This is a genomic window from Chitinophaga sp. 10T418 (genome assembly GCF_056394125.1).
In genome coordinates, this window is record NZ_JBFTHG010000004.1 from 66,384 (window position 1) to 80,261 (window position 13,878).

At 45.0% G+C, this 13,878-nt stretch carries 13 protein-coding genes; 7 read left to right on the plus strand and 6 right to left on the minus strand.

All coding sequences use genetic code 11. The features are described 5' to 3' along the window. Positions 1-19: 19 nt before the first annotated feature. Together AC1DCV_RS12360 and AC1DCV_RS12365 are read right to left on the minus strand one after the other, a co-directional pair. The gene (locus AC1DCV_RS12360) at positions 20-655 is read right to left on the minus strand and encodes a peroxiredoxin (RefSeq protein WP_133807389.1); all 636 of its coding nucleotides are present in this window, start codon (positions 653-655) and stop codon (positions 20-22) included. Between the two features lie 215 nt (positions 656-870). Further along, entirely contained in the window at positions 871-1,491 is a 621-nt protein-coding gene (locus tag AC1DCV_RS12365; RefSeq protein WP_441576447.1) for a hypothetical protein, read from the minus strand. A 139-nt stretch (positions 1,492-1,630) separates the two neighbouring features. Here AC1DCV_RS12365 and AC1DCV_RS12370 point away from each other — a divergent pair, with 139 nt between their 5' ends. After that, complete coding sequence (locus AC1DCV_RS12370) at positions 1,631-2,635, plus strand: helix-turn-helix transcriptional regulator (RefSeq protein ID WP_441576446.1); 1,005 nt, start codon at positions 1,631-1,633, stop codon at positions 2,633-2,635. A 69-nt stretch (positions 2,636-2,704) separates the two neighbouring features. Here the strand turns inward: AC1DCV_RS12370 and AC1DCV_RS12375 are convergent, their stop codons facing one another. Next, positions 2,705-3,421: a hypothetical protein gene (locus AC1DCV_RS12375; RefSeq protein ID WP_477023459.1), complete on the minus strand. Its 717-nt coding sequence runs from the start codon at positions 3,419-3,421 to the stop codon at positions 2,705-2,707. 119 nt (positions 3,422-3,540) lie between these two features. Here AC1DCV_RS12375 and ade point away from each other — a divergent pair, with 119 nt between their 5' ends. After that, entirely contained in the window at positions 3,541-5,184 is a 1,644-nt protein-coding gene (ade, locus tag AC1DCV_RS12380; protein WP_477023460.1) for an adenine deaminase, read from the plus strand. A 104-nt stretch (positions 5,185-5,288) separates the two neighbouring features. Here ade and AC1DCV_RS12385 read toward each other — a convergent pair whose 3' ends face one another. Next, entirely contained in the window at positions 5,289-6,377 is a 1,089-nt protein-coding gene (locus AC1DCV_RS12385) for an anhydro-N-acetylmuramic acid kinase (protein WP_477023461.1), read from the minus strand. Positions 6,378-6,476: 99 nt separating this feature from the next. Here AC1DCV_RS12385 and AC1DCV_RS12390 point away from each other — a divergent pair, with 99 nt between their 5' ends. The 5 genes from AC1DCV_RS12390 (at position 6,477) to AC1DCV_RS12410 (ending at position 11,950) form a co-directional block, all read left to right on the plus strand. Further along, the gene (locus AC1DCV_RS12390; protein ID WP_477023462.1) at positions 6,477-8,402 is read left to right on the plus strand and encodes a vWA domain-containing protein; all 1,926 of its coding nucleotides are present in this window, start codon (positions 6,477-6,479) and stop codon (positions 8,400-8,402) included. A gap of 43 nt (positions 8,403-8,445) precedes the next feature. After that, complete coding sequence (upp, locus tag AC1DCV_RS12395) at positions 8,446-9,099, plus strand: uracil phosphoribosyltransferase (RefSeq protein ID WP_477023463.1); 654 nt, start codon at positions 8,446-8,448, stop codon at positions 9,097-9,099. A 171-nt stretch (positions 9,100-9,270) separates the two neighbouring features. Continuing rightward, positions 9,271-10,284 carry a PorP/SprF family type IX secretion system membrane protein gene (locus tag AC1DCV_RS12400; protein WP_441576440.1) on the plus strand — a complete coding sequence of 338 codons (1,014 nt, stop codon included), beginning with the start codon at positions 9,271-9,273 and terminating at the stop codon, positions 10,282-10,284. 188 nt (positions 10,285-10,472) lie between these two features. Next, a complete protein-coding gene (locus AC1DCV_RS12405; protein ID WP_477023464.1) occupies positions 10,473-11,237 on the plus strand; it encodes an EI24 domain-containing protein in 765 nt (254 codons plus the stop codon). Beyond that, a complete protein-coding gene (locus tag AC1DCV_RS12410; protein WP_477023465.1) occupies positions 11,237-11,950 on the plus strand; it encodes an SAM-dependent methyltransferase in 714 nt (237 codons plus the stop codon). Before AC1DCV_RS12405 ends, AC1DCV_RS12410 begins: the two co-directional genes overlap by 1 nt. 104 nt (positions 11,951-12,054) lie before the next feature. On the opposite strand, the gene AC1DCV_RS12415 is transcribed toward AC1DCV_RS12410, so the two are convergent. Then, a complete protein-coding gene (locus AC1DCV_RS12415; protein ID WP_477023466.1) occupies positions 12,055-12,444 on the minus strand; it encodes a hypothetical protein in 390 nt (129 codons plus the stop codon). A gap of 23 nt (positions 12,445-12,467) precedes the next feature. Further along, positions 12,468-13,841: a M20/M25/M40 family metallo-hydrolase gene (locus tag AC1DCV_RS12420; protein WP_477023467.1), complete on the minus strand. Its 1,374-nt coding sequence runs from the start codon at positions 13,839-13,841 to the stop codon at positions 12,468-12,470. Positions 13,842-13,878 lie beyond the last annotated feature (37 nt).

Consider the following 13,878-nt stretch of genomic DNA (forward strand, 5'->3'; position numbering starts at 1 on the left):
TTTCGGCTTCTTTGTGGTATTATTTGTTTGGCTGCGGTGTTGTTCTCAGGTAAGGCTTGATAATTTTATGGCCTTTCGGAAAACGTGCAGGGATATCTGCAGTAGGCACTGCTGCCGTAACGATTACATCTTCACCATCTTTCCAGTCTGCCGGAGTAGCTACACTGTATTTAGCAGTCAACTGCAGAGAATCAAGTACACGCAGTACTTCAACGAAATTTCTGCCGGTAGAGGCCGGATAAGTGATGATGAGTTTTACTTTTTTGTCTGGTCCTATGATAAACAAGGATCTTACTGTAAAAGTTTCAGAGGCATTTGGATGAATCATGTCATACAAATTAGCCACTGTTTTATTCTCATCTGCAATAATAGGAAAAGTTACGTCACACTGTTGTGTTTCGTTAATATCATTTATCCAGCTCAGGTGTTTATCCAATGGATCTACACTGACAGCCAGTACTTTAGTATTGCGTTTTGCGAATTCCTCCGCTAATAAAGCCGTTTTACCTAACTCAGTAGTACATACCGGAGTAAAATCTGCCGGGTGCGAAAACAATATACCCCAACCCTCACCGAGGAAATCGTAAAAATCTATCTCTCCTAAAGTGGTATTGGCTTTGAAATTAGGAGCAACATCTCCCAGTCTTAAACTCATAGTACTACGATTTAATTGACCAAAAATAGCATTTTCCTACAAAATTTATAGACTTTAAGGGAATTTTTTCTCAATTTAACTGATATTTTTTCCTGGGAGAGGGAATTGGGGCTAACAAACAATGTACAACAGGGTTAATTCAAATGGATACTAAGGGGTTAAGGTCAACAGATAAAAGGGGCACTACAATAGATAAAAATATGGATGACAGGGGTTTAAGTATTTGAGGTATGTAGCTGCCAGGCATAATAAGCCATACTGAATTTGTTATCATCCTCCAATCCGGCTTTTATTCGGGCAGCTTCATCCCCGAGTTCTATCTCAATAAATCCAAGGTATAGGTTATAGGCATCATGGAGTAATTGTATGCAGTACTCCATTCTCTCGTGAATATCATCGGCATCATAGCGTGCAGCGGGTGGCAGGATGGGCACAACAGGTAGTTGTACTACCCTTTCTATATAGTAACACTCTTCATCCGCATATGCCTCCCAGTTATCATCCTGCTGCAGGCAGGGCCTTCTCATATAAAAAATCAGGTTATCAAAAACCACTGTCGTGCCCAGTTCCGCTTCCAGATCAATAATATCCGGAACACGACACATGTCTTCCAGCTTTTTCACAATCGTCATCTGCACAGCGTCATGCTTATCCTGGCTGAAACGCAGCATGGTATTCATTACTTCATAAGTCGTTACAAAATCACAGGGGTACCACACATTATCCTGTAGCACCTGGCCCCAGAGCGTCAGGTAATTGGAATCATCCATAATGATCTGCCCAATTGAAATAGCCTGCATCTGCGTAATAGCTGTTGTTGTATTTACCTTATTCATAACCATCAGGTTTTAATAACAATACAAATCTAACCGCGCTGCACGCAAAGAATTTGCGTAGTGATCTTTTCGCTATAATTTTTTTATTCCTGTTTGCAAAAGCTGGAATTGCGTATTTTTATTACCTAAATTTTATCTTTTGCCAAAGAACAAAGACGCGGTGTCGCGCTACCGTTGGATTGACGAGCGCCTGCGCAACAAGCAGAAGCCCAAACCTACCCTGGAAGACCTGATAGAATATGTATCTGATAAAATGGGAACAGGAATATCTGTCCGTACCATCCAGAAAGACATCCAGGACATGCGCCAGGACCCGGAACTGAATTATATGGCGCCTATTGTGTACGACCGCAGTAGTGGCACCTACCGCTATTCGGAAGAAGGTTTTTCCATTGGTAACTCTCCTATTGAAGAAGCAGATCTGCAGGGACTGGAAATAGCAATCGGCATACTGGAACAATTCCGCAGTTTACCGGTGGTACAACAGTTTGAAGATGCTATTCTGAAAATAGCCGCCAGCCTCAAAATGAACAGGGAAGCCCTGCAACATAAAGGCCTGATCAAGTTTACCCGCACGTCTCAATACAAAGGAGCAGAGCATATTCCGGAAATAGTAGACGCCATCAAAAACCTGGAAGTTATACGCATCGCCTACCAGAGCTTTGACCGCGATGAGCCCAAGGAACATTGGGTAGAACCTTATCACCTGCGTGAATATCAGCACCGCTTTTACCTCATCGGAAAAAGCCAGCAAACCCGCGGAGGCGCTGTAGTTACATTTGCACTGGACAGGGTCGTGAAACTCTGGCCTACCAATAAACATTTTGATGAAAAGAATTTTGATGATGCCAGCTATTTTCAACACGCTATCGGCATCACGGTACATGACGGAGAACCCGAAAATGTACTGCTGAGTTTTGTGCCCCGGCAAGGGAAATATGTGAAATCACAGCCTATTCACGCTTCTCAGAAAGTAGTAGAAGATAACAGCAAAGAATGCCGTATATCCCTGAACGTTGTTATCAACCCGGAACTCACCATGACCCTGCTCAGTTATGGCGCCCAGGTAAAAGTGCTGCAGCCGGCACACCTGGCAAAAAAAATGGCAGAAGAAGCCAAAGCAATGACCACACTATATAAATAATGAGCAATTCAGATCAGCCGGTGATAAAGAAACATTTCCGGTAACACCAGCTGATCTGAATGAAAAATATTACTGTGGCTTTGAAAACAGAGTATCTGCCACCGGCTGATTCGTTTCTATCTTCATAATGTTGATTTTCACTCCACCCGGACTCTGTTCAGTAGTACCCGGATACGCAAGCCCGTCCGGCGTTTTCTTATAATCAGACATCATTGTTACTACTTCCACATCCTGCCCCTGGAGATTCACATTATTAGTAGCTTTCACTAACAAATAAGTTTTGGCATCCAGGAAAGCGGTACCCACTAAACCATCTGCTGACGTGATTTTCAGCTTATAGGCAGGAGATCCGTTTACAGAATCTTTTCCTAACAACTCTACCTTTTTGCCTTTGTTTTTATAATCATACAACTCTCCTCTTACATCCAGCTGGCTCTGCATCAGCTTCTGCATCTGAGGATCCATATCCTGTGCCTGCGTTTGCATCATCACCGGCATCAGGCTCCATCCATTGGTCCGCGTTACTACCTGAATGTTATCCGATCCCTGTACAGTAAACACTAAACGCATGGCTTCATCCTGCTTCACCCATCTTTTGATAGGTACCGTCATACCCTGCACTTCCATGTTGCCCTCTATATACTGCGATTTAATATCTTTCAGCTTCGATTGTCCGCCCATGGCGACAATATTCTTTGCGATGATTTCATCTACAGTTTGAGCATAAGTGGCTGCCCCTGCTATCAACAGCGCCGCTAACAGCGTAAAAAATTTAATCCTTGTCATAAAAGAATTTTTGATGCCCGTTTTTTAGGCAAATAAAGATAACCAAAAAACATCTCCTGCGCATCTTTCCAAAAAATAAGCCAGGCTTGAAAATGCGACCTATTCCTTAGATTTACAGCATGAATACATTCCAGATTTCAGGCAACCTGGTTGATATACTGCAACAGGAAATATATCCGGCCACACTGCATATCGAAGAAGGCTATATCCGCAGGATTGAACGCAACAACAACAAATATCCGAACTACCTGCTCCCAGGCTTTACAGATGCTCATGTACACATAGAAAGCTCCATGCTCATTCCTTCGGAATTTGCGCGGCTGGCGGTTGTTCACGGCACCATTGCTACTGTCAGCGACCCTCATGAAATCGCCAATGTAATGGGCATAAAAGGAGTGGAATACATGCTGGAGAATGGGAAAAAAGTACCTTTCCGGTTTAACTTTGGTGCGCCCTCCTGTGTACCGGCTACGATTTTTGAAACAGCTGGCGCTACTGTCAGCGTGGCCGACGTGGAAACACTGCTGCAACGCGATGATATCAAATACCTTACTGAAATGATGAATTTCCCGGGCGTACTGCACAAAGACCCGGAAGTACTGGCCAAAATAGCCGCCGCCAAAAAAGTGAATAAGCCCGTGGATGGCCATGCTCCAGGCCTTCGCGGCGAAGCTGCCCGCGAATATATCGCAGCCGGCATCAGCACCGATCATGAATGTTTTACGATAGAAGAAGCACTGGATAAACTGCAACATGGCATGCATATTCTCATCCGGGAAGGAAGCGCCGCCAAAAACTTTGAAGCACTATATCCCCTGTTGCACGACCATGCCACCAGGATCATGTTCTGCAGTGATGACAAGCATCCTGACAACCTCGAAGAAGGACATATTAACCTGCTGGTAAAACGCTCGCTGGCTTACGGCATTGATCTCTTTAAAATATTACTGGCCGCCTGTATCAACCCGGTACTGCATTACAAGCTGGATAACGGGTTACTGAAGGAGAATGATCCGGCAGATTTTATTATAGTAGATGATCTTCAAAACTTTAACATTCTCGCAACATATATCCGCGGTATAAAAGTCGCGGAAAACGGCCATACACTCATCGATTCCATTCCTTCTACACCGGTTAACAATTTTGTATGCGCACCAGTAAAGGCAGATGATTTTCGTATACCCGTTAGTGATAGTAGCGCTACCATCCTGCCGGCAAAAGTGATAGAAGCCTTGGACGGACAACTGATTACCAATGCCATCACCGCATCATTACCTGTCAGCAATGGTGTATTACAAGGCAGCACCGAAAAAGATATTTTAAAACTGGCAGTGGTAAACCGATACCGGGCAGCACCACCTGCAGTAGCATTTATCAGGGGATTTGGTCTGCAACATGGCGCCATAGCATCTTCTGTTGCCCACGATAGCCATAATATTATTGCAGTAGGTACTGATGATGAAAGTCTTGCTGCTGCCATCAATGCCGTGATAGCCGAACAGGGTGGCATCAGCGTGGTAACCAACAACACAGCACAGGTATTGCCATTACCCGTAGCCGGATTAATGAGTAACCTCGACGGATATACGGTGGCCGCACAATACAGCGCACTCGACAAAGCAGCCAAGGATCTGGGTTCCACACTGGCATCTCCTTTTATGACCCTGTCGTTTATGGCCCTGCTGGTCATCCCCCATTTAAAACTGAGCGACCTCGGACTATTTGATGGAGATACTTTTCAGCTTTTAGCTGTTAGCCATTAGCTTTTAGCAAAAATGCAGCGAAAACATCAGCAAAAGTTAAACAATAACTACGCTCATGTCTTCGCTGCATTTTTGCTAAAAGCTAAAAGCTAATGGCTAAAAGCTTAACAGGTCCATAGTGCTCCGTTAATCGAATCTCTCGAAGCACCTGTAACCCCACTCAATATATTATCTTCCTGTCTCCAGCGCAAAGTTCCAATCAGGGCCATTATCAGCGCTTCTTTAAAACTCACGGCCTGTTCATCAGGTATTTCAATAGTAATGCCCAGTGGTTCCAGCTGTTGCTGAATAGTATTAACGAGAAAAGTGTTAAAAGCGCCCCCACCGGTGATCAGCATTTTTCCCGGTCCTTCCGGCATTTGTGCTTTCAATGCTTTTACGGCATTTGTTACCTGCGTAGCTATATGCTCTACATAGGTACGCAGCTTACCCTGCACAGATATGCGCATAGGTGCTATTATAGGCAGTACGGTATTTATACCAAAGTCGTTGGCCAGCGATTTGGGCCAGGGGGCGGTATAATAAGAGAGTTGATTCAGTTGCTCCAGTAAGCTATTGTCCGCTACCCCACCTGCTGCCAGGGCGCCACCGTCATCATATGGCTTGTTCAGCGCTGCCGCCAGGGCATTCAGCACCCTGTTGGCCGGGCAAATATCGAAGGCCACAAATTGCTCCGGCAGTTGTGCCGAAATATTGGCAATGCCACCCAGGTTCAGCCAGTACTGGTATCCCGGGAACAGGTATTTTTCACCAATAGGGACAATAGGTGCTCCCTGTCCGCCCAGCGCCACATCTACGGCACGCAGGTCCGAGATGACGGGTAAACTGGTCACCGCCGTGATAGCTGCGCCATCTCCCAGTTGTGCCGTCATTTTATCTGCCGGCATATGGAAGGTAGTATGGCCATGGGAGGCAATGAAATGTATTTTATGATCCAGTTGATTCTTTTCTATAAAAGAGAGGATACGTTGCCCGGTATAATGTCCGTAAGCGGTGTGCAGCAACAGGTAATCCCTGGCCGACAGCGTAGTGGCCTGGGACAGTTTCTCCACCCATTCCGGCTCATAAGGCAGGCTCTCCGAGGCTTTGATCGCATAGGTCCACTGTCCGCGTATCTCCGTCAGTTCTGCAAAAACTATATCCAGTCCGTCTAATGAGCTACCAGACATGGTGCCAATCACGTTATATACCATTGACAAAAATTTCAGCAAAGGTAGTTTTAAAATATTTTTTTTACGATTTATGGAAACGGGGACCTCCAGACCATCCTATTGGCAGAAAATGATATCGCCATGAAAAAATATCTTGCTTTACTATTGCTCAACTGCCTGGTGGCATTTACTGCGGCTGCCCGGCAACAGCGAACCATCACCGGTATAGTAACCGACAAAGTTGCCTCCTCCCCCATCGCCAATGCAGTGGTACGTGTAAAAGGCACAGATTTTTTAACGGCTACAGACGCCAAAGGAGCTTTCAGCCTGAAAGTACCGGCAGGGGCGTTAACTATTGAGATAACTGCTACCAATTACAAACAGGCGGAGGTAAAACTCACCGCCACCCAAACCACCTTGAATGTGAAGCTAAACAAGCTACAGCAGGTGATCAAAGCAGGTCAGAAGAACCGGTATGTTATGAAGGAAACTCAGACTCTATATGGTTCCAGAGCCCCTTCGGCAATTGTTGAATATGCTGTTCCAGCTACACAGGGAGATAACGTACAAAGGGCATTGGCTGGCCGTGTTGCCGGTGTAACCGCCAATGCAGCTCCTCCCAGTTATTATTACAGCCCGACTCCTAATACAGAAGATTACAGCACCATCAACGAAAATACCTTCCACGCCGCTACTGATCAGCCTTTAAGCACCTTCAGTATTGATGTGGACCGGGCCTCCTACAGCAATATGCGCCGATTCCTGAATAATGGCGAGCTGCCACCTCCGGATGCGGTAAGAGTAGAAGAAATGATCAATTACTTTGATTATCGCTATAAGGCGCCCACTGGTAAAGATCCGGTGGCCATTTATGCCGACATGGCCGTCTGCCCCTGGAATACCGGCCACCAGCTGGTTCGCATTGCTTTAAAAAGCAAACAGGTAGACACCAAAGACCTTCCTGCCACCAACCTGGTATTCCTGCTGGATGTTTCGGGCTCTATGGATGAGGAGAATAAATTACCCCTGGTAAAACGGGCATTTAAAGTGCTGGCGGAACAACTGCGGCCTCAGGATAAAGTAGCGATTGTAGTCTATGCCGGTGCAGCGGGTGTAGTATTACCTGCTACCAGTGGTAACGACAAGAAAAAGATATTGACCGCATTAGAACAATTACAGGCTGGTGGCTCTACCGCAGGTGGAGAAGGAATAAAACTGGCCTATAATATTGCAAACGAACTACATTCCAAAAACAGTAACACCCGGGTGATACTGGCCACAGACGGCGATTTTAACGTAGGTATTTCCAGTGAAGGAGACCTCACCAGCTTAATAGAAAGCGAAAGACAAAAAGGCGTTTCCCTTTCTGTGCTGGGCTTTGGCATGGGTAACTTAAAAGATAATACGCTGGAATTGCTGGCCGATAAAGGCAATGGTAACTACGCTTACATTGATAATTTTGAAGAAGCCCGCAGAACGTTTGTGACCGAATTTGGGGGTACCCTCTTTACCGTAGCCAAAGATGTGAAACTACAGGTAGAATTCAATCCGCAGTTCGTGCAGGCATACCGGTTAGTGGGTTATGAAAACAGGATGTTGCAGAATGAAGATTTCAACAACGATAAGAAAGATGCCGGTGATATGGGCGTAGGCCATACGGTGACGGCACTTTACGAGATCATTCCCTCCGGCAAAAAAGGAGAAACCGTCAATTGGGTGGATCCGCTGAAATATCAGCAGGGCAAAATACTGGGCAACCAGAGCGAGGTATTGACGGTAAAGCTGCGCTACAAGCAGCCTTCCGCTGATGAAAGTCAATTGATGGAAAAGGTATTGCCTTATAATAACCAGGCCATCACCGCTGCACCGGAAGATTTTCGTATGGCTACTGCAGTAGCCGCTTTTGGTCAATTGCTCCGCCACTCCGCATTCAAAGGCACTGCTACTTACGAACAGGTACTGTCCTGGGCCGGAAATGCACGTGGTGAAGATGCCGAAGGCTACCGGGCCGAATTTATACAGCTGGTGAAGAAAGCCAGGTTGCTGGACAAAGAGGACAAAGAGTAGTTACACTATTTTTTGGTAATTTGCGGCCTCAAAGGGATAGCTCATGATTATCAATTTAAGTGAAACCAATTCATTGGTTGGAGAATGGTTAAGCGAGATCAGAAATGTGGAGGTTCAGCAGGACCGTATGCGCTTCCGGCGTAATATGGAACGACTGGGGGAAGTAGCAGCATATGAGATCAGTAAAACGCTGGATTACGAAGACAAAGAAGTGACTACCCCTATGGGTATTGCTACTTGCCGGGTATTGAAAGCACAGCCGGTATTGGCCACTATTTTACGGGCCGGACTGGCACTGCACCAGGGTTTGCTGCATTACTTTGATAAAGCAGATCATGCCTTTGTTTCTGCCTATCGCAAACATAATCACGATGGTTCTTTTGATATCAGCCTGGAATATGTCAGCACCCCTTCCATAGATGGACAGGTACTGATCCTTTCCGATCCAATGCTGGCTACCGGCGCCTCCCTGGTGAAAACAATCGAACACCTGGAAGAAATTGGCAAACCCAGTCATATTCACCTGGTAGTAGCTATTGCCTGCACCGTTGGAATCGAATATGTGCTGCGTAATACGAAAGCTAATCTGACCATCTGGGCCGGAGATATTGATGACGAATTGACTGCCAAGGGCTATATAGTACCGGGGTTAGGTGATGCAGGAGATCTGGCTTTTGGAAATAAATTACAACAATAACACTGAATATATCGTTTTACGAATAGCAGTTTTGTATCTTTAAAAGAGCATAGCTGCTATTCGTATTTTATTTCATCAACTTTTTTATACATGGATTTAATTTGAGATATGATTTAATTGACGTACCTTCACCCGTATTGCATAATACCCTATGCTTTAAGCTTTACTAATATGAAAAGAGCTTTACTATTCCTGGCCATATTGCTTTATGTGAATCCTTTGCGGGCGCAAGACCCGCACTTTTCGCAGTTTTTTGCCTCACCGCTTACACTTAATCCAGCTTATACAGGTTTGTTTTCAGGAGATTATCGCTTATCAGGTAACTACCGTTCACAATGGCGTAGTATTGCCACGCCGTTTGTAACAGGTACCGCTGCGATAGACTTCGGCATCCTGAAAAATGTCATTTCTTATACCGATATCTGGGGAGTGGGCTTTATGGCGATGTATGACAGAAGTGGCGGTGGTGCGCTTACTTCCAGTTACCTTTCTTTCAGCACAGCCTACCACAAAGGACTTGATCCGGAAGGAAATCATACGCTGGCGATAGGTTTGCAAGGTACACTGGTGCAAAAAAGATTGGATAACAGCAAACTGCAGTTCGAAAATCAGATAGACAATAACGGGTATAATCCTATGATTCCCAGTAATGAAACGCTGGTGAATCCTAAAATATCTTATTTCGATCCTAACGTTGGTATTTTGTACAACGGCCTGATCGGGGAATCTTCCAATATTTACCTGGGAGCCTCCTATTACCATATTACCCAGCCTACAGAGTCTTTTATGAACCTCACCCAGAACCGGCTCAGCTACCGCTGGACGGTACACGGCGGAGGATCTGTTCCTGTTAATGGAAAAGACCGCTTTCACGGAAGTATTCTGTATATGAAGCAAAGTACTGCCTCTGAACTTACTTTTGGCGGTGCCTACGGATTCTCTCTCAGCGATATGGACGACAACCCTACCACTTTTTATGTGGGTAGCTGGTATCGCCTGAAAGATGCGATCATCCCCTACATTGGTATGGAAATCAAAGGTTTCCAGGTCGGTCTCACCTACGATACCAACGTATCTACCCTCAACCCTGCCTCCCATTACCGCGGTGGTATGGAAATCTCACTGATCTATATTCATACCCGGAACGAAAATAATAAGTACAAGACGCTCTGTCCACGATTCTAGTGGAGCAGAAAGCAAAAGGCAGAAAGCAAAAAGCGATCGCTTTTTGCTTTCTGCCTTTTGCTTTCTGCTCAGTTAAGCAGGATATTCATTAAAACTATAGTAATCATAGTTATTTTTGCCTTAGTTTCGTTGCTCTTTCATAAAACAGGAACAAACACACATTTAGTTACACTAAAAATAATCAGGCGTTGTTTTCATTCAGAGAAGTACTGTCGGCTGTTCAGTCTTACGGAAAAGCCCACCAATTTATACTGCAGCATAAATTATGGAAATGGATACTGGTACCAGGTATTATTTATTGCCTGTTATTTTTTACCGGCTTTTACTTTGTATGGGGATATTCTGGTGACTTCGTGGAATATCTGACTAAGCTGATGCACATTACAGAGTGGGTACAGGACCTGGAAAGCAGCTGGATAAGTTTTCTTTTTATATTAGTCGCCTTCTCTATCAGAATCGTTTTTGTTTTCTGGTATTTCTCTTACTTCAAATATTTGTTCCTGATAGTGGCATCTCCTGTTTTTTCTTATTTATCAGAGAAGACAGAGGCCATTCTTGATCACAAAGATTTCCCCTTCAGTTGGTCGCAACTGGGACAGGATATCCTGAGAGGTATCAAAATGTCCTGCCGCAATATTGTTTATCAGACAGCCGCCATCCTGGTATTGTTACTGGTATCATTTATACCTGTGATTGGCTGGCTCACTCCGATGGTAGGATTCTTTATTGAATCTTATTTTTACGGTTTTTCTATGATGGATTACAGTTGTGAACGACATAAATTAAATATGTCGCAGAGCATCGATTTTATACGGCAGCACCGGGGCATGGCCCTGGGTAATGGAATGGTGTTTTACCTGTTCATGCTTATTCCTGTGTTGGGTTGGATGCTGGCGCCTTCTTATGCAGTGATTGCTGCTACTATTGACTTACAAGCTAAAAGATTGAAATAATGAATACCCCTGGCAAAGTGTACCTTGTTCCTACTGTGCTGAGCGCCGATGCCTTGTTTAGCATTCCTGCATATGTAACTGCTATTGTGCAGCAGCTATCTGTTTTTTATGTAGAAAATGAACGCACCGCCCGCCGCTATTTAAAAGCGCTGGACAGAAATATAAATATAGACGCCCTGCAGTTGCTGATCATGAATGAAAATCAGCCACCAGACCTGGCACTCGCAAAAAAGTTATTACTCGAAGGCAAGGATATTGGTGTGCTGAGTGAAGCCGGATGCCCTGCTATTGCAGATCCGGGAAACCTGATCGTACAGGTGGCTCACAGCATAAATGCGAGGGTAATACCAATGATTGGCCCCAACTCTATGCTGCTGGCCCTGATGGCGTCTGGCTTGAATGGTCAAAACTTCCAGTTTGCAGGCTATCTGCCCATCAAACCACCGGAAAGAACAAAAATGATCCGCGAACTGGAACAGGAATCTGAAAAGAAAAACCAAACACAGCTGTTTATAGAAACCCCTTACCGCAACAACCAGTTAATGAAAGATATACTGGATAACTGCAAGGACTATACGAAAGTATGTGTGGCAGCAGATATCACTGCTCCTACTGAATATATTAAAACGAAGACTGTGAAAGAATGGAAACAACAGATACCTGACCTTCACAAGAGGCCAGCCATATTTTTACTGTTGGCAGCAAGCGAATAAAAAATTACGAATTACGGATTTGCAGGTAGATGATAAACGCGGATATTATCCTATAGTTTATCTACCTGCAAATCCGTAATTCGTAATATGAAATTCGTAATTCTCTATGGAAGCTCCTGCTTGTTGGGATCGTTAATAGAAATAACACTGTCCACAATAAACGGACTGTAACCTCTCCAGGGAATAGCACCCAGGTACTCTTTATAATGCAGCTCTACTACTTTACCACTGGCAGTCATCAATTGCTGCGCAACCCGTTCATTGCTCACGGAAAACTGGAATTCATTTGACTGAATCGTTCCTACCACCTTCCCCCGGTATCCTGACTGTATCAGTTTTCCTTCATAGGTTTTAAAGACAAACCCCTTATTCACAAAATAATTCAGCTCACCTGCCTTTACTCCCTGTCCGAAAACAAAATAGTATTTATAGAAGAATATACCTCCCAGTACCAGTATAATAATACTTACAACAATAAAGACAAAGCGACCCATAAGGACATTTTAGTGATGGATGATCAGAAATTCAGATCTACAAGATAAATCAAACCGGCCATACCAAAAGCACCCAATTCCAGCTCTCTTTTATTCACCGCTTCAAATACATCGTTCGCGGCATGATGAATGTCGAAATAACGTTGTGAGTCAGGATAAAGTTCAGCCATAGGTGTACCCAATGCCTCATTCAGCTGACCTACATCTGTTCCACCTCCTTCTTCTGCAAAATCATAGATACCGTAGGGCTCAAACAGCGGTTTCCAACTGGCGATTTTTGCTTTTTTAGCAGCATCCATGGTAGTGGAAAAACCGCGTGGAGTAAAGCCACCTGCATCACTTTCCAGGGCAAAGATGTGTTTCTCGTTCTTCGCCTTGGCTACTGCCGCATATTTGGTACCGCCACGGGTGCCATTTTCTTCGTTGGCAAACAATACCACTCTTAATGTATGTTCCGGCTTTATTCCCAGCGCTTTGAAAGCCCTTAATACTTCAATAGACTGCACGCAGCCCGCTCCGTCATCATGTGCGCCTTCAGCTACATCCCAGGAATCGAGGTGGCCCCCCACGGTGAGGTATTGATCCGGATATTTGCTTCCCTTCAGTTCCCCGATCACATTATGACCCACTACATCTTTCAGCATTTCGCAGTTGGTACGCAGGAATACTTTGGCATCGATGTCGTCTTTAATGCGCTGGCTCAGGCGATCGGCATCTTCCAAACCAATGGCCACTGCAGGGATCTTAGGATAGGCACTGTCGTAGCGCATAGCGCCTGTATGCGGGAAGTTATTGGCGCCGTGAGACATAGAGCGCACAATGACTGCCAAAGCGCCGTATTTAGCCGCCCTGCTGGCTCCCACCCCACGATACATCACGGCATCGCGATAGGAATGGAATGTTTTTATATAAGTGGGATTGAAATGAACATTATAGAAAACGATCTTTCCCTTTACCTTGTCTTTTTTAGCTTCCAGGTCATCAAAAGAAGCGACTTCCAGCACTTCTGCCGTCACTCCGTCCGGGCCGCTGCCAACAGAGTTTCCCAAAGCCAGGACATTCAGTGGTGGTATAAAATCGCGGCGTTTGGAGATAATACGGGCTTCTTCCCTGGCTCCCCTCACCCAATGCGGCACCATGCACTCCTGCAGGTATACCGTATCAGCACCTGCTGCCTTCAGCGCAGCTACACCCCATTGTTCTGCCTTCGGCATCTGAGGAGATCCGGCTAAACGGCCACCAATGTTTTTGGTGAGGTTGCGCAGATTTTCGTAAGCAGTGCTGTGAGTTAAGACTTCGTCAGCTAATTTTTTCAGGGTGGCTGAATCTTTCTCCTGCGCCATTGCCAGGGCAGGCAATGAACAGGCTAATAAAATTGGCACAATATATTTTCTCATGTAGCAGGTTAATTTATGGTTAAAACTACTAAAAAAG

Coding starts and splice junctions, on each gene's coding strand:
- AC1DCV_RS12365 (WP_441576447.1), bottom strand. CDS start 1,491: ATGAATAAGGTAAATACAACAACAGCTATTACGCAGATGCAGGCTATT.
- AC1DCV_RS12385 (WP_477023461.1), bottom strand. CDS start 6,377: ATGGTATATAACGTGATTGGCACCATGTCTGGTAGCTCATTAGACGGA.
- ade (WP_477023460.1), top strand. CDS start 3,541: ATGAATACATTCCAGATTTCAGGCAACCTGGTTGATATACTGCAACAG.
- AC1DCV_RS12410 (WP_477023465.1), top strand. CDS start 11,237: ATGAATACCCCTGGCAAAGTGTACCTTGTTCCTACTGTGCTGAGCGCC.
- upp (WP_477023463.1), top strand. CDS start 8,446: ATGATTATCAATTTAAGTGAAACCAATTCATTGGTTGGAGAATGGTTA.
- AC1DCV_RS12360 (WP_133807389.1), bottom strand. CDS start 655: ATGAGTTTAAGACTGGGAGATGTTGCTCCTAATTTCAAAGCCAATACC.
- AC1DCV_RS12390 (WP_477023462.1), top strand. CDS start 6,477: ATGAAAAAATATCTTGCTTTACTATTGCTCAACTGCCTGGTGGCATTT.
- AC1DCV_RS12415 (WP_477023466.1), bottom strand. CDS start 12,444: ATGGGTCGCTTTGTCTTTATTGTTGTAAGTATTATTATACTGGTACTG.
- AC1DCV_RS12375 (WP_477023459.1), bottom strand. CDS start 3,421: ATGACAAGGATTAAATTTTTTACGCTGTTAGCGGCGCTGTTGATAGCA.
- AC1DCV_RS12420 (WP_477023467.1), bottom strand. CDS start 13,841: ATGAGAAAATATATTGTGCCAATTTTATTAGCCTGTTCATTGCCTGCC.
- AC1DCV_RS12400 (WP_441576440.1), top strand. CDS start 9,271: ATGAAAAGAGCTTTACTATTCCTGGCCATATTGCTTTATGTGAATCCT.